We start from the raw sequence: 19,989 nt of genomic DNA on the forward strand, positions 1-19,989 counted from the left end.
ATAACATAGAAATAATAAGGATTTAATAGAAAAAATCCGTATGAAAGAGAATGAGATTGTTGCATAGAATAATATTAATATAATAGCGTAATGATAATAATTTTGAATGTAGGAGAAAATTTCAACGTGAAAGAGAATTTTTGAGAATTTGTTATTTTATCTTCATATGGTAGATTTGCTTGAAAAGTAAAAAATCATTGTTATATAACAATTGTGTGATGTCTTGGGAAATAACCGAAATAGTAAAAAACAGCTTTAAAATATTTTAAAAAAAGTGTGAATTGAATTGTTTAGAAAATACAGGATAGTAATATACCAAAATCATACAATATACATTGAATTGACATAAAAAAATGAAAGGATAAGCTCATATCTTGTATAAAGTAACGATAATTTATACAATAAATAATGATGGTAAATTGAAGGGAAGTGTGCAAATAAATGAAAAAGAACAGTGTCCTGCTCGTGTTGATACTAACATTAAGTAGCATTCTAACTGCTTGTGGAAGTTATAAATTTGAACCCGAAATGAACATAGAAGTACAGGATTTTTCGGTTACAAATCAAAAAAATGAAAAGGTTAGCCTTAATGATATGAAAGGCAAACCGTCGTTAGCGATGTTCATCTTTACTAATTGTAATTCCATTTGTCCACCAATGACGTATAACATGACAGAGGTGCAAAAGGCACTTCAGGATAAAGGCGTGGAAGACTATCAAATTGTAGCTTTTAGTGTTGATCCTCAGGTTGATTCGCCAGAAGTTTTAACGAATTATTTAAAAACTTATTCAGTACCTGATGAAAGCAAATGGCAATTATTAACGGGCTATGATCAAAAGTTTATTGAACAGTTTGCAATGAAATCGTTTAATTCAGTAGTAAAGAACGATCCTAATTCGGACCAGGTTATACATATGGGAAGTTATTACTTAGTAAATGCTGATGGGATTGTAGTGAAGGATTATTCAGGTACAACAGATGTACCAGTTGAGACGATTGTGGCAGATATGAAGGCGTTAACTAAATAATAAAAAATAACTCAGAGGTTGGAATGACTTCTGAGTTATTTTTTATGGCTACAAGAGGAAAAGTATCGAACATTCAATTGTCAACATGCATAAAATGTCAAAGGACACCGGAAGCATTTTGCTTAAGTGTCTTTTTCTATGCTTAAGTACAATAAAAGAATTCATCGAAATAGTGATCATAACTAAATAAACTATTTTAAGCCCCAATCTTCATAACTCATCATTCAACCTTATTTAACAAATAATTTTATTATGTCTACTAATAATTTAAATGAATCATTCGACTTTATGAAATTTTATATAAAGCATCTATTTTTAAATAAAGGGATATAAAATGTATTTTTTACCAAACGTGGATATATTTAATGCGGTCGGTTTATATATTATTAGAAAGATTTAACTGCTTTTGGCCGAATCTGGACATATCATGCTTATGCATATAAACCATTAATAGCATGAAATCATCATTAAGCCGGCGGGGAGTGAAGGACAACCATGTTTAGTTCGATTGAAACTGCTACAGAGAACGGTAGATTGAAATCCTTTTTAATTTGATTTAAATGTCTAATTAACGCGTATCGAAAAAATGAAGGCAAATAAACGGTAACTCTAAAATATACGACTAATGTTGTTTATTTTAGAGTTATTTTTTGAGGAGATGTAATAAATGAAAAAGCTGATTGGATTTATAAACGTAACGAAAGAATACAAAATAGGAGAAGTCTCAATGGAGTTGATATTTCCATAAATGAAGGGGAATTCGTCGTTATTTTAGGAGCTAGTGGTGCCGGTAAAAGTACGATTTTGAATATCCTTGGCGGTATGGATACTGCTACCTCAGGTCAAGTGTTTGTAGGGAATCAAGAAATAACAAGATTAAACGAAAAAAAGTTAACAGAATATCGTGGTGAGAAAATTGGCTTTGTCTTTCAATTTTATAATTTAATTCCGAATTTAAATGCTCTTGAAAATGTTGAATTTGCCACTGAAGTATGTAAAAACCATCTGGATGCTAAAGATATTTTACATAAAGTTGGTTTAGAGAATCGAATTAAAAATTTTCCTTCCCAGCTTTCTGGAGGAGAACAACAAAGAGTCGCAATAGCAAGAGCTGTTGCGAAAAATCCCTTACTTTTACTCTGTGATGAACCAACCGGCGCTTTGGATTATGTAACTGGCAAGTCTGTATTAAAGCTTCTGCAAGATTTAAACAGGGAAACGAAGAAATGCGTCGTTTTAGTCACACATAATTCTGCCATTGCTCCTATGGCTGACAAAATTATTAAAGTAAAGAGCGGAATAATCGAAAGCATTACGATAAATGAGGATAAACAAAGTGTTGAAGGGATTGAGTGGTAATCATGAAATTGTTTTTAAAGTTATTGAGGGACACAAAACAGTCTATGGGGCAATTTATAGCCATATTGTTAGTGGTCGCTTTCTACGCTGGATTAGTAACCTACAGCAATAACCTTAGTGCTTATACAAAAGATTACTTTCAAAAACATAATTTAAGCGATTTAAATGTGTATTTTAGTCATCTTTCTAAAAATGATGTGACTCGGTTAAGTAAAATTGAAGATATCAATAAAATTGAAGGACGTTATACCTTTGATGGTACGCAAACCTTTGAAGATTACAAAACTTCATTAAAAATTCATTCGATCCCTGAAATCAATGAAATAAATACGCCTACTTTAACTGATGGAAATATACCATCAAAAAAGGATGAGATTTTATTAGATTCTCATTATGCAAAAGAACATCATTATCGTGTCGGCGATCAAATCACGATAAATGCGAATGAAAGCAGTTTTAACTTTACAATTAGTGGTTTAGGAGAAAATGTCGAACATGCAAAAAAGAACGAAATTCAAGACCATAAAACGTACGGAGTAGCTTATATTGCTGAAGAGACATTACCTGAAATCTTAAAAGGCTTTTACTATAATGAAATCATCATTGATGCTAAAGAAGATTACGATATTGAAAAATTAGGCAAATCAATTGAAGAACAGTCCAAGCAGCTTAGTTATTTAGATCAAGTAAGTAAGGATTGAACTTTCAATTATTCTAAAATCAATCAAACGATTAATAATAATAACTTAATGAGTAAGGTTATACCTATAGTACTTTTTTTGATTGAAGCGATTATTCTATTTCTCGCCATGTCACGAACTATCGATTCTCAACGCAATCAAGTTGGTATTATGAAGGCTTTAGGTGTAAAAAACAGTAACATCATGCTTCACTATATGGGATACCCTGTACTGGCAGGTATACTAGGCTCAATCATCGGTTGTGTCATTGCCGCTTTTGTATTTATTCCTTTAGTAACTACGTCGTGTGCAAGAGCCTACTCGTTGCCTTACATTAAATTCTCACTCTCTATATTTTCAATCATTCCACCGATTATTTTCTCCAGTGCTTTTGGGGTTCTCGCATGTTACTTAAGTGGTAGAACTATATTAAAGGAACATGCAGCTCAGGCTATGCGTCCTAAACCGCCAAAGAAGATGAAAAAGCTATTGATAGAAAGAATTCCAGGTCTATGGAGTCGTATTTCCTACAGTTATAAACTCATTTTGAGAAATATATTTTTAAATAAACAAAAAGCCTTAGCAAGTTCAATTGGTGTTGTAGTAAGTACCGTATTATTGATTACTGCTTTCGGTACTCAAGCATCCTTGCTAAAAGTAGCAGAACAAATTGAAGATGTTTATACCTATGATCTAAGAGTAGATTACAAAATGAGCACAAATATCATATTTCTCAAGGAGATACTATCAACATAAAGTTCACAGCACCAGAGCTTAAAAATACTTCAGTAGATATGAAGGTATTAAATATATCTACACAGTATTCGAATCCATCATTTTATATTACACCAGAGTATTTAAAAAGCTTTAACATAGACTACAATCCTACCTCACTTTTAGTTGAAGCATATAACTCTACAGGAGTAGATTTGAAGGGGAAAACGGAAGAAGAAGTGACATGTTTAAAAGAAAAGGCATCACGAAGTTAGAAGATGCCAGGCGTTAATACTTACAAGTTGTACCTTCATCAGAACCACAATTGATTCATGGAATAAACGAAAACCTTTAATCGATGATACGATTGTTATTTCATATAGTGGAGGCGATAAACCTGTATACCATGAAGACTGGTCAATTACAGGGTATTGAAGCGGTGATTGATAAAGACTGTTCAGCATTAACATAATAAAGAGGCATAGACATAACTGGACAAAACCTTAAAAAGCGCAAGAAATTCAATTTTAGAAACGTTGATTTCTTGCGCTTTCTAATATTTATATTTCTTTAGTTTTATCTACTTAACTTACTTATCCGCGTTTTTTATTGCTATTCGAATACTTTTAAATAATACAGTCTTCCTGTGTGTTTATAGCGAAAGAAGAGACGTTGGGGCATAGTTGAATCAACAACTCGTGGACTACCTTTATAAAAAAGGGTAGTTAGCTTTTATGGAGATAGTTAGAGGCGAAGAAATTCGTCTCTTTTTTATTGTACACTCGGCATACGTAAGAACTATAGGTTGGAAGGTTCAGAAGCGGGGAGACAGAAGTATTCGTTAGCCGATAGCAAAGGTGTCTGTGGTACGTAGAAACAGAATGAAGCTGAAGGCAAAGTACAAGCCGAGGAATATGAATCTCATAGAAGTCTTGGTATGATTAGGTGAGTGTTCACTATACTTTCAACAAGGAAAGTTATCTTACCGTAAATGTAAAGCTCGCTGTCTTTTTTAAAATTTTTCAAGAAAAATGCCCATTTTCCGGGTGGTGAACATATGTTCTTGTTTAAGTGAAATCGAGCTAAAGAGGGAACTAAGTCAGTAAATTACATACAGTAACATTAAGAGATAGAACAACTACAAATAAAAGAAGACTGTTTTCTAAAAGATTGTTGCAATTCAACTAACGAGACCGGTTAGTGAAAGAAACTAACAAAAGGTTTTATAAATGCTAAAATACCTGCAACAGGTAGTATTCATTAAATTCAAATCAGGAAAACATTATATAAAGCAGTTTCCAAAATTTGAGGAGGTATTGTAGTGAACCAACACAAAATGATAATTACTCAGTATAATCCCAAATACGCTGAACAAACAGTGGAAATGTGGCGAGATAGTAAGGAACAGGCTATTGGTCAGAAAGAAATTCATAGCTTTGAAAGTCACGTTTATTTTTTAAATCATATATTACCTGAACAGTTTCAAATAGATTTAGCGTTAATTGATGAAAAAGTAGTTGGAATGATTGCCTATAATGAAAGGGAAATAAGCCAACTATATATTCATATAGATTATCAAGGAATCGGTATAGGTCATACATTACTAGATAAAGTAAAAGTACAATCAAGTGGGAGATTAACATTATACACATTTGAAGTAAATGAAAATGCACAACGATTTTATGAAAAACAAGGATTTGAAATCATAGGTAGAGGACATGAAAATGAAGAAAATTTAGCTGATATTCAATATGAATGGATATCTAAATAAATGATTATAAGGGGCTTTTGTTAACTATTCGATTTACGAAATATCAAACATAAAAACAGAGTTGATTCTACACATATTGTAGATTGACTCTGTTTTTATGTATTATCAGTAACAATCTTTTAGAAAACAGCCTAAAAGAAGAAACATGACTTTCAAGTGTCGAATGGAAAATTTCAGGGAATACATTTGTTGTAATAGTATAAATGGTGGCCCATTTTCTCTTTTTTATGAGATGGAAAAGGGAATTGAATGATATTAAACGCCTTCGTTAAATTAAGAAATTCTATCCAACTTGTTAAAGACTTTTGATAAAGAGATAAATGGCTATCTCAAATCATACCGTGTTATGAAACAACACGATGAACAATAAAAATCTTTAGAGGAGAGAAAATAAAAAATGAGTGTAGAAATTTATAACGGAGAACGTTCTGAAGAAAGTATTCAATTTGAAAAATTGTTAGCTTACCAAAGTAATAAGGAGAGATTTACTAGTATTGAAAACACCAAACAGTTTTTGGAGCTAAGGGGAACTGAAAACAGTAAACCATATGTTATTGAAGATAATGTGCAATTTTCAAGTGAAGTTAAGGAGGAGGCATTTGAAGGTATACAAGTTTTCACATTAAATGACCAAAAATCCTTGAAGCAAAAAGTAATTCTTTATTTACATGGTGGAGCTTGGACGAATCAACCTTTAGATTTTCACTGGTGGTTCATGGATAAAATAGCGCAATCTTTGAATGCGAAAATAATTGCTCCCATTTATCCCAAAGTACCTCATTTTAACTATAAAGATACCTATCCAAAAATTCTAAACCTATATAAAGAAATGCTTGCAACTGTTGAAAATTCGAATCAATTAACGATTATGGGAGATTCAGCAGGCGGAAATATATCACTTGGCCTAGCTCATCTTTTAAAAATGAACCATTTACCTCAACCGAAAGATATTATTTTATTGTCTGCATGTGTTGATATGAGTTTTGAAAATCCTCTTATATCTGAATATGAAGAAAATGATCCGATGTTAGCTAGTGAAGGAATGGAAGTCATTACAAAGATTTGGGCAGCTGATAAAGATTTAAAAGACTCATTGATTAGTCCAATGTACGGTGATTTTAAAGGACTTGGGAAGATTACTCATTTTATTGGAACACATGAATGTTTGTATCCAGATGCAATAAAACTTGATGAACAACTAACAGAACAAGAAATTGAAATCAAAACCTTTGTTTATCCTAAAATGAATCATGTGTTTGTTGTTATGCCAATCCCTGAAGCGGAAAATGCACAACAGAAAATTATTTCTATAATTAGTTCATTGGAAGAAATGGAGAGTTAAGAGTACACGAAGCGGCCACCAGGAATGTAATCTTGGTATAAAACAAGAGCTAGAGATCCTAAAAAAGGCTATGACCATATTCGCGCAAAATACAGCAATTTATAACTTAAAAAAGGAGTGTCTCAAAGTTAAAATTTAGACTTTGAGAAACTCTAGCAGGGTTATTAACTGCGATATTGTTCCGGGTTCATTGATTTTGATGTCAGCAGCAACATTATTTGCAAAAAAATGTTATAAAACCTATTCGTCCTCAAACTACCGATCAACAAATTGCTATCATTGTTTGCTATTCAGTTCCAGTGATTGCACTCGTTGCACTTTACTTTACTTTTAGTGGTGGTGGAGCAATTACGTTATTATTCTTAATGGGGTACGGATTAGTTACTCAATTTGTACCAGCGGTTGTATGTAGTCTTTTGAAGAAAAACCCATTAACTGTACAAGGTGTTTTTGCTGGGATTATTGTGGGTGTCACGATTGTAGGTTGGCAAGCAGCTACTGGTGCTCATCTAAGTAAGCTGCTTCCAAGCTGGCCATCTTACATACAAGATATCAACATTGGTTTCCTAGCACTAAGTGTAAATATTTTAGTAAGTTTAATTGTTAGTGTGTTTACAAGGAAGGAAACTGGTAAAAATGATGAAACTATAACTGAGAAAACAGTAGAAAACCTTCAACAATAAAGTTTGTATTTTCTGAATATTTTTAGCGATTATATTTTTACCGAAAAAGCGTCAAAAGCAATTGGATCATACTCTCAAGGAGTTTAGGTCAAATTGCATTTGAGTCGTTGAGAATGACATTGGGATATAAACCAATTAAGTTAAGAAGAATAAGAAAATCCCAGAAGCTAGCCGGATCAATGGCTGAAACGAAGTGTCTTACAAAAGATTTACTCGTTGAAATTGTAATCCCATGTTTAACAAGTAGATGTGAATTTGCTTGAGAAGAATCCATTTTAATCAAGCGCAGCTTTGAAAATGGATTCTTTTTAATTGAACTATAAGGGTGACAATTTATTTAAGTAATGAACGAAGTCATCTAAGTCTAAATTATGGTCATTTAAAGCTATTCCGTCTCACTATTATTAGTATACTTTTCACTGATACGTAACTTCCTATAATTTATATTATGTAAACTAAAATAATTTGGCGTGGAGGAGGGCTTGGATACGTCAACTATCCATAATATCTGTACTTTTCTGTATATGGACAAGAACTTTTAGACACTGCCACAAACCCACCTTCTTTGCACGAGGATTTTAAAGCATTTTGATTCTTTGGACAAGAACTTTTAGACACTTTATTTTTTTATGAAGACAAGAACTTTTAGACATTTTATTTTTATGGACAGATGAAAACTCATAAAGTTTAAATTACTCTGTGTAAATGGTCACTTAAAGCAAATTAATAAGACACAAAAGTGTTGGTTTGGAATAATGTTTGATTAAAAGTTTGTTGCAATCGTTGATTTTGTATTAGAAGAAACCCACGCATTTTGAAAAAAGTTTGATCAAAATGCGTGGGTTTTATTTAAATGCGAAGTTATTTTTATCAAACTATATTACAAACAATCGAACTTTATTATAAATAATCAATCTTTTTTACAAACTACAACTCTTTTTTCTTCCATCATTAGGATATTAATTTATTTAAGAAACATTTTTTATCTCTTTACGAACAAATTCACATGTCCAATAACCTAAAAATGAATTTAAACTTCTGTATATTGTCCAATCTTTCTGAATTTCTCATAGCGATCTTCAATTAATTGTTCGCCATTTAGAGAATTCAATGCTTTTAGTGTGACGCTTATACATTCTTTTATATAAGATGCTTGCTTTGCAACATTGCGGTGTGCTCCACCAGTTATTTCAGGGATTATTCCATCAATAACGTCGAGCTCTTTTAAGTCAGGTGCTGTTATACGCATTGCTTCTGCTGCTTGCTTCCCTAGACTACCATCTCGCCATAAGATCGATGCAGCACCTTCAGGAGAGATAACTGAATACGTTGAGTTCTCTAACATAAAGACGCGATTAGCTACCCCTAATGCAATTGCGCCACCACTTCCGCCTTCACCAATAACAATACTAATAACTGGTACTGTTAGAATCGTCATTTCAGCAAGAGTTCTGGCAATGGCTTCACTTGGGCCGCGTTCCTCTGCTGCCTTACCTGGATAGGCACCTTTCGTATCAATAAAACAAATAATTGGGCGCTTAAATTTTTCAGCCTGCTTCATTAAGCGTAATGCCTTACGATATCCTTCTGGGTGTGGCATACCAAAATTTCGTCGAATATTTTCTTTAGTTGATTTTCCGCGCTGGTGTCCAACAATTGTTACGGGCTGTCCTTCAAAGAGAGCGATTCCTCCAAGAATAGCTGCATCATCACCAAATGTACGATCTCCATGTAACTCTATAAAATTTTCGCACATAGCTTCTATATATTGTAAAGTAGTTGGTCGTTCTGGATGTCTAGCAACCTGTACACGATCCCATGGCTTCATATTGGCATAAATAGATTGTTCTAGCTGTGTTAGACGTGTTTCAAGCTTTTCGATTTCGCTTGTCAAATCTACATCTGCCTCTGTAGCAATCGTTTTTAATTCATCAATTTTTTCTCGTAATTGTACTACTGGTTCTTCAAAAGCTAAATTTTTAGACATGTTGCACACCGCCTTTTGTATGCATTTTTACAAGCATTACTACTTGATTTCGTAAATCCTTCCGATGGAAAACTGCATCAAGCTGACCATGCTCTAGTAAAAACTCTGACTTTTGGAAATCATTTGGTAATTTTTCTCTTAATGTTTCTTCAATGACACGGCGACCAGCAAAGCCAATCAATGCTTGTGGTTCAGCAATATTAATATCTCCAATAGAAGCAAAGCTTGCCGAAACGCCACCGTATGTAGGATGCGTCATAATAGAAATAAACAATAATCCTTCTTCACTATGATGTTTTAATGCCGCACTCGTTTTTACCATTTGCATTAATGATAGAATACCTTCTTGCATGCGCGCTCCACCACTAGTAGAAAAGATAATAACCGGTACACGTAATTTAATAGCTTTTTCAACGGCACGTGTGATTTTTTCTCCTACAACTGAGCCCATTGAGCCCATACGGAAATGAGAATCCATAATTGCTACAACAATTTCTTCTCCATCAAGAGTACCTAACCCAGTCAGTACAGCTTCGCTTAATCCCGTTTGTTGTTTAGCCACTGAAATTTTTTCTACATAATCAGGGAAATTAAGTGGATTACTTGTTTGTAAATGATCATCCATTGGAACAAATGAACCTTCATCTAAGAGATATGCTACGCGCTCCTGTGCAGTCATTTTGAAATGATGGTCGCATTTTGTACACACTTTATGATTTTTTTCTAATTCCTTTGTTAACTGAATGTGACGGCATTCTGGACATTTTGTCATAAGTCCTTCTGGAAATCCCTTTTCCTGTCCGTCCTCTTTCTTTTTACTAAATAAGCTACGTATTACCATGTTTTACTCCCCCTTTGTTGTCTAAATGCCTTGTTCAGCATTCATCCACTGTTCGTAAGCTTTTAATGCTTCTTTTTCATAGCCAAGCTGCATCGATTTCAACATAGTTTGAATGATTAATTTTTCTTCTTCTGTTGAGTTTCGATTTAAACGGTCACCGGCATAAACTGCTAACTGAAACCAGACTTTTAGTGAAAGACGATTTCCTGACGTGATGATTATTTCTCGTAAAACATCCCGACAATTAATCGTACTTTCTATCTCTAGCTTTACAAAAAAACTGCCCCACACTGGTATGTTCGCAGAGTCTCTGTACAACTTATAACGCGAATGGCTTCCTTTTCATGAATTTGTCGCGTTAATTCGACATCCTTTTTGATTTTTCATCTTCTAATATAAACATCGACAATATTTCTACGAGCTGATGCTTTTGTAGAAGCTAGAAACGTACCTTCCCCATGTCTCGTTTCAATAAGACCTAATAACTCTAAACTTCGCAATGCCTCTCTCACAGAGGATCGCCCGACACCTAGACGTTCTGAAAGGACTCTTTCGGAAGGTAACTTTTCACCAGCCTGTATTTTTTCTATTTTAATAAGTTGTCGTAATTGTTGGACGATATCTAAAAACACTTTCTTTTGTTCGGTTTTTTTATCCATACGATCAACTCCTCGGTCAATCTATTCGCCTTGGAATAATTATTGCTGTCGCTTTCCTTTCGCGCAGATAAACAATGCATCCAAAGGCTTTATCTTCATTCAGTAGGTGTTTGGATACCTACTAAAAAGAAACAAAATCCACCACCTTCAGATGATGGCGTCTCTTACTGAATGACTTCAAAAGTGGTCTGGCCACTTTTGAAGTTGGATTTATCTTACAAAATAATTATTTGAAAGTAAAGAAAAAACTGCATAAAAATATATGCAGTTTCTAAAATTCCCTTCAATTTCATATTCTTTTCGTCGTTTGTGCATATTTTATTTTCACTTGAGGTCTACCAAAGCGCTTTTCAAGCGTTCTCTCAATGTAAAGCAATTCATCTTCTAGTAAAAGCTCTTGAACAAGATGAAAAACTTGCGGGAATAAGGTTACAGAAACCGTTCCAAACTCATCCTGAAGCATGTAAACGGCGACCTACAAGGAAAGCACGTACCTGGCATCGTCCGGACGTGGCCCACTGAGCCAATACCCAGGGTTATTAATCGTAACTTTTTTATAATCGTCGCGACTGTTTATGAGGTGCTAGAAGGCAAATATTCAGATATTAGAAAACAAGCTCGTTCTGTTGGTATTAACACTAAAAAAGTTGATATGGATGTTGTACCCATTATTGCCCCAGATGGTATGGAAGGTACTTTGTATATACCTGACAGAAAAACGGAAAAATGGCTGGTAACCAATCCTCCCTTTTTTACGATAATGGGATGATTTTGTACAAATAATAATTATTGTTTAATACGTTATCTGGAGGTTTTAAACTTGCAACTACATGCAGCCATTGATGAATTTGTATTGTATATTGAGATTGAAAAAAATTACTCGGAAAATACGGTCACTAGTTATGAATACGATTTACAACTCTACTTAACCTTTTTATCGAATCATGGCTGTTCAGCCTGTTTAAACGAGATCAACAAGACCCAAGTACGTCGCTTTATCCAATATTTATTAGGATCATTAAAACAAAAACCTCGTTCGGTGAACCGAAAAATCGCCAAAGACCGATGATAAACTTCCTGTCTATATGACACTAACGGATCTAAAACAGCTATTTGACTATTTAGAGCGCTCCCAATCACGTTTTTCGATTCGGAATGAGCTAATGTTTAAATTGTTAGCTACAACAGGTCTAAGACGTTCTGAACTTGTTTCATTAACATGGGAACAAGTTGATTTGGTAAATGAAACGATTCGAATTGATAGAAAAGGGAAAAAAGAACGTATATTGCCCCTTCATCCACACTTAATGCCGCTTCTGGCATCCTATAAAGCTTCTTTAAGAGCATATCAAATTTATCAAACAGAACCTGTTTTTCTAAATAATCGTAAAACATTAGATCCGCGAGGTTTACATGTCATTTTTAAAGATATGTTGAAAAATGCAGGCCTCCCACCTACCCGCTTCACGCTCCATCACTTACGGCATACTTTTGAAACATTGATGTTACAGCAAAATAAAGAAAATGTTGATTTACGAACACTTCAAGAACTACTTGGCCATGAAAGTATTACATCAACCCAAGTCTATACCTATGTTGAGTTTGAGTAGAAAAAGAAAGCAATTGATTCTTTTCGAATATTTTAATTTATACACTTTTATTAAAAGGAGCTAACTACACAATTACGGGTAGTTAGCTCCTTTTAAAATTATAGTAATCGTTAAAAAGCCTAAGAGTGTCTTAAAAAGTGCGTCATTTAATACCCTTTGTTATAACTTCTTTAAAATAGGAATTAGAACATTTACCCCATTATTTTGTAATTCATACGCAGCTTTATAGACGGCAAATAATTCTCCCAAAGACAAGGCTCTGGAATGATGCTTTTAATCGTAATTTTCAATGGCATCTAAAGCTGTAAAAGGATTGCTATTAACGATCCTAAGGTTATTAAAGTGAGTATATAAAGATGATTAGGTTGATATTTTATTGATTAACAGTTTTAGGGCTAAACTGATTTTCCATTCTTTTAACCCATTGTAGTAAATAACTATAGTCTACATTTTCAATTATTGGTTCAACGTCATTATTTTCCATGTCGAATGCAAAATCATTTACATTTCGTTCATATGCTTCAATTGTAGAACTAGACCAGCTTTTTCGGCGTTCCATATATTCTTTAAGTATCGAAACGCTCAGAGTTTACTCTAAGCGTTTTTGTTTTGTGTATAACCTACAATTCAATTTAACTGCAACAACTTGTTTAATTTAATCAACTTACATAATAACGATATTTGCTTATACAATAAGTTCAAGATAATGGTGATACCCCTTTTTCGGTCAAGAGAGTAACAATATTTGAGAAAACACTTTTAGAGTATTTTCAAATATAATGTTCGTATTTTATTTAATCTTAGGAGTATCCAGTCGATGGACTCACAGCACATTTGTTGTACAAACACGAATGTATAATGCGCAATGATATAAAATTGTTCGTTAATTACTTTGTGGCTGGATTTTTACAAACAATCGTCTCAAACTAGATATCACTTTAATCCGCTTCTTTCCAAACGTTGCTTCTCTTGTTTAATTCGCACTAAAAAGGAAAAGTATTGCGCGCAGACGAATTGAAATAGACAAGATGACCGACCACCCATCTCGATTCGACTGAACACAATTTCACAGCATCCTATCTTCTATAGTATGCCCTCTTTGAAAAGAGATAATAAAGTTGTTTAATTATGATTTTTACAAATGCAATACCACCTATCGGTAAATTTGATAGGCGGTTTTAAACATCATTATTTAAATTTACATAATGGATGTATTTTTTTGAAACTCTATAAACATTTCCATTATACTTTTTTACAATTCAATTAACTCCTTCATTCAGTATAGAAAAAATTAATTCTTCTAAAAGTTAAAACCACCTTATTTTTTATTCTTTAATTTATCTCAATCTAATCTGCATTTTATCTTTATCTCCATCCATTAACTTATATTAAGAACGATTTGCAAAACATTTTATATGCAAAGACCTAGACAAAAACATAATACGAAAGGAAACTGTCTATGATTAAAAAACTAATCGCAATCCTGTTGTTAGGAATTACCGTTTTATCGGCTTGTGGAAATCTCGATAGTGAGAAAAAAATCGCTAAATCAGATAATTCTTCTACAATGTTTGAAAAAGAATCCTTCCCTGTGTCTAATATAGATACTTCTACATTTGGATCCGTATTTAAAACAAGTGTATTTTTAGGAGATTCAATTACAGATGGCCTTCATGATCTAGATTTATTGGACGACGCTAATGTAGTAAGTGCTATGGGGAAATCAATTGGAGATGCTCATAAAGATGTTGAGCAAGTAGTTAACCAAAAGCCGAAAAATATATTTATTTTGCTTGGACTATGTAATCTTATCGATATAAAAGAATCTGCAATAGCTCAATACTCTCAACTGATTCAAGAATTAAAAGAAAAATCACCTGACACAAAGATAAATATCCTATCGATTACACCCGTTACACCGGAACGTGCGGAGAAAGAAGTACGCTATCAAAATATTAATGATTTTAACGAAGGTTTCAAAACATTAGCGAGAAACGAACGAGTAAATTTCATCGACTTATCTCCAATATTCAAAAATAATAAAGATCTCTATGTGAAGGACGGCATACATTTTAAGCCTGAATTTTACTCAATTTGGCTGGATTACTTAAAAAATCAATTGAAATAAATCCTAAAAGGCATACAAAATACTGTGTGAATTATATATAACTAATACAAAAGGAAGCGAACTATTGCTATAAGCAACAATTTGCTTCCTTTTTATTTATCGCAGCACATTTTCTCTAATTTGAATTAGCTTCCGAATAATTATTTAGAGATAGCAACATTAAGTTTTTTAAAGTTCCTTTCCTTCACTTTGTCTATTCTTTATCTGATTTATATCTTATCTGCATCTTATCTTTATTCATAACAATTATTCTATATTTTGTAAACGACAGATGCTTATGCAAGCGACTATCGCTTACTAAAATATGATTTGAGAGGAAGGAAAAAATGTTAAAGAAAGTATGTACTTGTCTAATGATGGGGGCTATTGCACTAACCTCCGCAGCCTGTGTAGATAATAGGACTGGAAAAACTTCGAATACAGTCACACAAAATACAGCACATGAAAAAAAATCGGAAGATATTTATAAATCTATTTTTAAAAATAGTTTATTTTTTGGAGATTCAATTACAGAAGGAATTAATTACCAAGATTTAATCGATGATACAAATGTTATCGCTGAAGCAGGTAAAGTTACAGTTATAGCCATAGAAGAAGATGTTGACAAAGTAGTAGAAAGCAAGCCTGAACACATTTTTATGAGTTTTGGTATAAATGATTTACTGATGCCAATGGATCTTGAAGGTAACCCTATCGATAATCCTGTGAGGTATTCAATAGATAATTATTCCAAACTAATACAAAAAGTAAAAGAAAACCTTCCAAATGTAAATATACACATTTTATCTGTAACACCTGTTACAGATAAAGCATTGCAAGAGTTTCCACAATATAAACACATTGATGAATATAATGAGAAACTCAAAGAATTAGCAAAAGCTGAAAAAGCAGAATACATCGATTTATATCCAATTTTTGATAAAGATTTAGATTTACATGATGAAGATGGAGTACACTTTAAAGCTAATTATTATACGCAGCTACTCGACCTTTTAAAACTTTCTGTTAAGTAATATCCATATCAAAAAATTTTTAGTTCCAATAGAGGAACTGTGATTTTTTTAAAAAGTTTAATTATTTAAGAGGTGAAGAATCTTGGTATTCAGTAGTTTAATTTTTGTTTTTGTATTTTTACCGTTAGCAATTCTTTTATACTATATATCTCCTAAGATTCTTCGGAACTTTGTATTATTTGTAGTCAGTCTAATTTTTTATGCATGGGGTGAGCCAGTATATATAGTAATTATGATATTCTCTACCCTATTTGACTATGTGAATGGAGTACTTATAGACAAATATAGAAGTCACAAGAGTATTACAAAAACTATATTCATTAATTCAATCATAATAAATTTAGGAATACTTGGATTCTTCAAATATTATGGTTTCGTAGTGGACAACATTAATACCATTTTTAACTTAAATATTCACGTTGAGACTCTTCCCCTTCCAATTGGAATCTCTTTCTATACATTTCAAACCATGTCTTATGTGATAGACGTATATTTAGGTAAAGTACCTGCACAAAGAAATATTATTTCTTTCGGTACTTATGTAACGATGTTCCCTCAACTTGTCGCTGGACCTATTGTAAAATACAGCGATATTGATAAACAATTACAAGATAGAAAAGTAACTTTAGATCGTTTTGGCGAAGGAATGGAACTATTTATTAGAGGACTTGCACTAAAAGTACTTTTAGCTAATAATATAGGACTTCTTTGGACAAGTGTTAAAACAACTTCTATGTCAGAACTTACTATTCTAACAGCATGGCTTGGAATTATTGCTTTTGCCTTCCAAATTTATTTTGATTTTAGAGGTTACTCAGCTATGGCTCAAGGTTTAGGGAAAATGTTTGGTTTTGATTTTCCGGAAAATTTCAACTATCCCTATATATCCAAAAGTGTAACTGAGTTTTGGCGTAGATGGCACATTTCATTGGGCTCTTGGTTTAGAGAGTATGTATACATTCCTCTTGGGGGAAATCGGGCAGGATTACTCAAACAACTTAGAAATTTGTTTATAGTTTGGTTCTTAACAGGATTATGGCATGGAGCTAGCTGGAATTTTGTTGTTTGGGGACTGTATTTTGGATTATTTGTAACTCTAGAAAAGCTATTTCTTTTAAAATGGCTTAATAATAGAATGCGGGTTATTGCACATGTGTACACACTTATTATTGTATTAATTGGATGGGTGTTTTTTGAATTTGATAACCTATCAGTAGCAATTAGTTACATTGGAATAATGTTTGGCTTTAATCAATCTGCCTTCTTGGATAATAATACACTCTATTATCTAACAACTAATTTTATGCTATTTTGCATCTTAGCAATTTGTTCAACACCATTCCCCCAAAAAGCACTTATATATATAAGAGAAAAGTTAAAATTGCCTGGTGCTATTTGTATTCCAATCTTTTATGTAATACTAGTAGTTCTTTCAACTGCATATTTAGTAAACGACACTTATAATCCATTCCTATATTTTAGATTTTAATTTTATCTATAGAACATAGATATCATATTTAGTTGAAAGTGGTGAGTTGCTTGAATCAGTATGAAAAAATATACAAACGTACATTGGCATGTATGTTGTCTCTGTTTATAGGTGGAATGTTCAGTATTAATATATTAACTTCAAACAAATTATTTTCAGATTCAGAGAATAGAAACTTAGAACAGTTACCAAAGTTCTCTATTCAAAATCTTTTAGAAAAACAATACACTCCTAGCTATGAAAAATATATTTCTGACCAGTTTGCATTTAGAGATTTTTGGATTAGTATGAAATCTGATATAGATCGAACAATAGGGAAAAAGGAAAATAACGGAGTGTATATAGGTAAGAGTGGTTTTTTACTTCAAAAATTTAATAAACCTGAAGATCAAGATGTAAAAAGTAAAATTGAAGCAATAAATGTTTTTCATCTTGCAAATCCAAATGTGCAACAGCACATAATGTTGGTCCCTACGGCAATTAGTATTTTAGAAAATAAACTCCCTAATTATGTTTCTCAAGTTAATGAGGTTACATATATTGATAAAGTAAAGAAATCCTTGAATAAGGAAATCAATTTTATTGATGTATATCCTATATTGAGTTCAAAAAAGAATGAATATATATATTATAAAACTGATCATCATTGGACTACTAAAGGTGCATATTACGCTTACCTAGAGTTGAGTAAAAATATGAAATTTACTCCTAACCCAATAGAGTCATTCAACATAAAAAATATTACTAATAGTTTTTATGGTTCACTATATTCAAAAGCAGGTTTTAGACATATAGATCCTGATAGCATTGAAATATACGAGCCTATGGAAGCTATCAAATACAAAGTGGAATATGTCGATGAAGATAAAACCTCTAGATCTCTTTATGAGATGAATAACATCAAGAAAAAAGATAAGTATACTGTCTTTTTCAACGGAAATCATCCATTAGTGAAGATAACAACTGAAAATACGAATGGAAAAAAATTATTAGTTGTAAAAGATTCTTATGCAAATGCCTTACTTCCCTTTTTACTATCACATTTTAGTGAAATTCATATAATTGATCTTAGATACTATAACGATAACCTAAATATGTTTATACAAAAAAACAAAATCGATCAAATGCTACTGCTTTACAATGCAAATACTTTCTTTGAGGATTCATCTATAACTGATTTATCCGAATAAACGACAAGGAGAATTAAACCTATGAGAAATATAATAAAATCTTTTAATACAAAATCTGTTATTACGATTTTTGTTTGTACTATTACTCTAGTAGTTTTAAGTGGTTGTTCTGGAAAACAAGAAACACCTAGTAATCCTTCCGCATTAGAAATAGGAGAACAGATTAGACACATTACTAACTTAGAAGACATGAAAGAAGGAGATAATAAAAAACTTCAAAAGTTATATAACATAAACGCTGATGAAGTTGAAAGTTATGTTCTTTATACTGCCCCTACAAACATTAAAGCTGATGAAATTGCTGTTATTAAAGTGAAAGATATGAAAAATATAAACAACATGAAAGAGAAAATTTCAAATAGAATCGAAAAAAGATCAATAAGCTTTAAAGACTATTTACCAGAAGAATATTTCTTAATAGAAAAACATGTCTTGAAAACAAAAGATAGCTATATTCTCTTAGCTATATCAAAAGACTCTGATCAAATAGAAAAAACATTTGATAAAGCCCTTAAATAAAATTGACTATGGGGCTGGGACATAACTGGCTTCAAATTCGGATTTCTCTATTTTTTATGTTGTCTCCAACTAGCTCTTAGCTAATGGCTGTGAATTCACAGCCATTAATGCGAGGCCCATCTCGTTTTCAACCTTCGATTTTCCTCTTACAGAAAATCGAGTGAAACTCAAATTAGCCTTCAAGAATCCAAAAACTGGTTCCAGATCATTTTTGCGTTGACGATAAATAAGTCTTTAGTTTTGTCCCCATTTATTTTCGAAAATAAGATGTTCTAAAGAACGTCTTTTTTCCCAATTAGCTAACTCTAAAATGGGCTTTTCTGGGTAATTTTCAGTATAACCGATTGATATAAGAGCAATGGGATCGATGTGTGGTGGTATTTCTAAAATGTCTCTAATATCATTCTTTTTATAAAAACTTACCCACCCCATTCCAAGTCCTTCAGCACAAGCTGCTAACCACATATTTTGAATAGCACAGGCTGTTGATAATATATCTGTTTCAGGAATTGAATTTCGTCCTAATACATGGGAACCTCCTCTTGTAGGGTCACATGTAACACAAATAGTTATAGGAGCTTCTTTTAAACCCTCAATTTTTAAATCAAGGAATTTCATTTTTTTCTCCCCATCATAATGAACAGCTAATGCTCGGCTTTCTTTTTCTGCTGCCCAAGCCAATTTTTCTTTAATTTCGTCAGTGGAAATCAAAATAAAGTTCCAAGGTTGCATAAATCCTACTGAAGGTGCATGATGAGCTGCATTTAATATTCTATGTATAATGTTTTCAGGGATAGGAGTTGATAAAAAACTTCGAATATCTCTCCTATTATAAATAACTTTATAAATAGACTCTCTTTCTTCATTAGAAAACATAAATTTATCCCCTTTTCTTTACAAAAATGTTTATTTTAATATTAACTAATTTTTCATTATTCTGCCACGCAAGTTGAAGTAAAAATGCACCAAAAAACG

17 protein-coding genes and 4 pseudogenes are annotated in these 19,989 nt (G+C 32.5%); 14 read left to right on the top strand and 7 right to left on the bottom strand.

Annotation, left to right across the window (positions count from 1 at the left end):
- Positions 1–441: 441 nt before the first annotated feature.
- The 6 genes and pseudogenes from ACZ11_RS08185 (at position 442) to ACZ11_RS08210 (ending at position 7,578) form a co-directional block, all read left to right on the top strand.
- Positions 442–1,029: an SCO family protein gene (locus ACZ11_RS08185; RefSeq protein ID WP_049665199.1), complete on the top strand. Its 588-nt coding sequence runs from the start codon at positions 442–444 to the stop codon at positions 1,027–1,029.
- A gap of 667 nt (positions 1,030–1,696) precedes the next feature.
- A pseudogene (locus ACZ11_RS08190) lies at positions 1,697–2,388 on the top strand (ABC transporter ATP-binding protein).
- A gap of 2 nt (positions 2,389–2,390) precedes the next feature.
- Positions 2,391–3,985: pseudogene (locus ACZ11_RS25080) on the top strand (ABC transporter permease); the annotation flags it as partial.
- 1,118 nt (positions 3,986–5,103) lie between these two features.
- Positions 5,104–5,553 (top strand): GNAT family N-acetyltransferase, encoded by a 450-nt coding sequence (locus tag ACZ11_RS08200; RefSeq protein ID WP_049665200.1) that lies wholly within the window; start codon positions 5,104–5,106, stop codon positions 5,551–5,553.
- A 397-nt stretch (positions 5,554–5,950) separates the two neighbouring features.
- Positions 5,951–6,895, top strand: coding sequence for an alpha/beta hydrolase fold domain-containing protein (locus ACZ11_RS08205; RefSeq protein ID WP_049665202.1), 945 nt, complete (start codon positions 5,951–5,953; stop codon positions 6,893–6,895).
- Between the two features lie 218 nt (positions 6,896–7,113).
- Complete coding sequence (locus tag ACZ11_RS08210; protein WP_049665204.1) at positions 7,114–7,578, top strand: SLC5/6 family protein; 465 nt, start codon at positions 7,114–7,116, stop codon at positions 7,576–7,578.
- 1,030 nt (positions 7,579–8,608) lie between these two features.
- Here ACZ11_RS08210 and ACZ11_RS08215 read toward each other — a convergent pair.
- From ACZ11_RS08215 to ACZ11_RS26255, 4 genes and pseudogenes are all read right to left on the bottom strand, one after another.
- Positions 8,609–9,565: an acetyl-CoA carboxylase carboxyltransferase subunit alpha gene (locus tag ACZ11_RS08215; protein WP_049665205.1), complete on the bottom strand. Its 957-nt coding sequence runs from the start codon at positions 9,563–9,565 to the stop codon at positions 8,609–8,611.
- A complete protein-coding gene (gene accD, locus ACZ11_RS08220) occupies positions 9,558–10,406 on the bottom strand; it encodes an acetyl-CoA carboxylase, carboxyltransferase subunit beta (protein WP_049665207.1) in 849 nt (282 codons plus the stop codon). The genes ACZ11_RS08215 and accD overlap by 8 nt, the downstream gene beginning before the upstream one ends.
- Before the next feature lie 21 nt (positions 10,407–10,427).
- Positions 10,428–11,065: pseudogene (locus ACZ11_RS08225) on the bottom strand (FadR/GntR family transcriptional regulator).
- Positions 11,066–11,354: 289 nt separating this feature from the next.
- Positions 11,355–11,528 (bottom strand): hypothetical protein, encoded by a 174-nt coding sequence (locus ACZ11_RS26255; RefSeq protein WP_157059193.1) that lies wholly within the window; start codon positions 11,526–11,528, stop codon positions 11,355–11,357.
- A 96-nt stretch (positions 11,529–11,624) separates the two neighbouring features.
- Here ACZ11_RS26255 and ACZ11_RS27485 point away from each other — a divergent pair, with 96 nt between their 5' ends.
- The 3 genes from ACZ11_RS27485 to ACZ11_RS08230 are packed head-to-tail and all read left to right on the top strand — an operon-like array spanning position 11,625 to position 12,675.
- Positions 11,625–11,834, top strand: a complete 210-nt coding sequence (locus ACZ11_RS27485; RefSeq protein WP_403089290.1) for an SMODS domain-containing nucleotidyltransferase — start codon at positions 11,625–11,627, stop codon at positions 11,832–11,834.
- A gap of 51 nt (positions 11,835–11,885) precedes the next feature.
- Entirely contained in the window at positions 11,886–12,134 is a 249-nt protein-coding gene (locus tag ACZ11_RS26960; protein WP_236690808.1) for a site-specific integrase, read from the top strand.
- Positions 12,135–12,150: 16 nt separating this feature from the next.
- Positions 12,151–12,675 carry a tyrosine-type recombinase/integrase gene (locus tag ACZ11_RS08230; protein WP_236690809.1) on the top strand — a complete coding sequence of 175 codons (525 nt, stop codon included), beginning with the start codon at positions 12,151–12,153 and terminating at the stop codon, positions 12,673–12,675.
- A 373-nt stretch (positions 12,676–13,048) separates the two neighbouring features.
- Here ACZ11_RS08230 and ACZ11_RS08235 read toward each other — a convergent pair whose 3' ends face one another.
- Entirely contained in the window at positions 13,049–13,234 is a 186-nt protein-coding gene (locus tag ACZ11_RS08235; protein WP_049665209.1) for a site-specific integrase, read from the bottom strand.
- Between the two features lie 900 nt (positions 13,235–14,134).
- Between ACZ11_RS08235 and ACZ11_RS08240 the strand changes: the two genes are divergently transcribed.
- From ACZ11_RS08240 to ACZ11_RS08260, 5 genes are all read left to right on the top strand, one after another.
- Entirely contained in the window at positions 14,135–14,803 is a 669-nt protein-coding gene (locus ACZ11_RS08240; protein ID WP_049665211.1) for a GDSL-type esterase/lipase family protein, read from the top strand.
- 326 nt (positions 14,804–15,129) lie between these two features.
- Positions 15,130–15,816 carry a GDSL-type esterase/lipase family protein gene (locus ACZ11_RS08245; RefSeq protein WP_049665212.1) on the top strand — a complete coding sequence of 229 codons (687 nt, stop codon included), beginning with the start codon at positions 15,130–15,132 and terminating at the stop codon, positions 15,814–15,816.
- Between the two features lie 82 nt (positions 15,817–15,898).
- Complete coding sequence (locus ACZ11_RS08250; protein ID WP_049665214.1) at positions 15,899–17,305, top strand: MBOAT family O-acyltransferase; 1,407 nt, start codon at positions 15,899–15,901, stop codon at positions 17,303–17,305.
- A gap of 50 nt (positions 17,306–17,355) precedes the next feature.
- On the top strand, positions 17,356–18,495 hold the full coding sequence (locus tag ACZ11_RS08255) for a DHHW family protein (protein WP_049665216.1): 1,140 nt from the start codon (positions 17,356–17,358) through the stop codon (positions 18,493–18,495).
- Between the two features lie 21 nt (positions 18,496–18,516).
- Entirely contained in the window at positions 18,517–19,014 is a 498-nt protein-coding gene (locus tag ACZ11_RS08260) for a DUF4358 domain-containing protein (RefSeq protein ID WP_049665217.1), read from the top strand.
- Between the two features lie 69 nt (positions 19,015–19,083).
- Here the strand turns inward: ACZ11_RS08260 and ACZ11_RS27490 are convergent.
- Both ACZ11_RS27490 and bluB read right to left on the bottom strand, forming a co-directional pair.
- Positions 19,084–19,248: pseudogene (locus ACZ11_RS27490) on the bottom strand (transposase); the annotation flags it as partial.
- Positions 19,249–19,890 (bottom strand): 5,6-dimethylbenzimidazole synthase, encoded by a 642-nt coding sequence (gene bluB / locus ACZ11_RS08265; protein WP_012294531.1) that lies wholly within the window; start codon positions 19,888–19,890, stop codon positions 19,249–19,251.
- Positions 19,891–19,989 lie beyond the last annotated feature (99 nt).

This window comes from Lysinibacillus xylanilyticus, assembly GCF_001183605.1.
GTDB classification, from domain to species: Bacteria; Bacillota; Bacilli; order Bacillales_A; family Planococcaceae; genus Lysinibacillus; species Lysinibacillus xylanilyticus.

What these genes read in the sequence shown, in the direction of transcription:
- ACZ11_RS08215 (WP_049665205.1), bottom strand. Translation starts at nt 9,565, where the DNA reads ATGTCTAAAAATTTAGCTTTTGAAGAACCAGTAGTACAATTACGAGAA.
- ACZ11_RS08230 (WP_236690809.1), top strand. Translation starts at nt 12,151, where the DNA reads ATGACACTAACGGATCTAAAACAGCTATTTGACTATTTAGAGCGCTCC.
- ACZ11_RS08245 (WP_049665212.1), top strand. Translation starts at nt 15,130, where the DNA reads ATGTTAAAGAAAGTATGTACTTGTCTAATGATGGGGGCTATTGCACTA.
- ACZ11_RS08260 (WP_049665217.1), top strand. Translation starts at nt 18,517, where the DNA reads ATGAGAAATATAATAAAATCTTTTAATACAAAATCTGTTATTACGATT.
- ACZ11_RS08185 (WP_049665199.1), top strand. Translation starts at nt 442, where the DNA reads ATGAAAAAGAACAGTGTCCTGCTCGTGTTGATACTAACATTAAGTAGC.
- ACZ11_RS26255 (WP_157059193.1), bottom strand. Translation starts at nt 11,528, where the DNA reads ATGCTTCAGGATGAGTTTGGAACGGTTTCTGTAACCTTATTCCCGCAA.
- ACZ11_RS08240 (WP_049665211.1), top strand. Translation starts at nt 14,135, where the DNA reads ATGATTAAAAAACTAATCGCAATCCTGTTGTTAGGAATTACCGTTTTA.
- bluB (WP_012294531.1), bottom strand. Translation starts at nt 19,890, where the DNA reads ATGTTTTCTAATGAAGAAAGAGAGTCTATTTATAAAGTTATTTATAAT.
- ACZ11_RS08235 (WP_049665209.1), bottom strand. Translation starts at nt 13,234, where the DNA reads ATGGAACGCCGAAAAAGCTGGTCTAGTTCTACAATTGAAGCATATGAA.
- ACZ11_RS08205 (WP_049665202.1), top strand. Translation starts at nt 5,951, where the DNA reads ATGAGTGTAGAAATTTATAACGGAGAACGTTCTGAAGAAAGTATTCAA.
- accD (WP_049665207.1), bottom strand. Translation starts at nt 10,406, where the DNA reads ATGGTAATACGTAGCTTATTTAGTAAAAAGAAAGAGGACGGACAGGAA.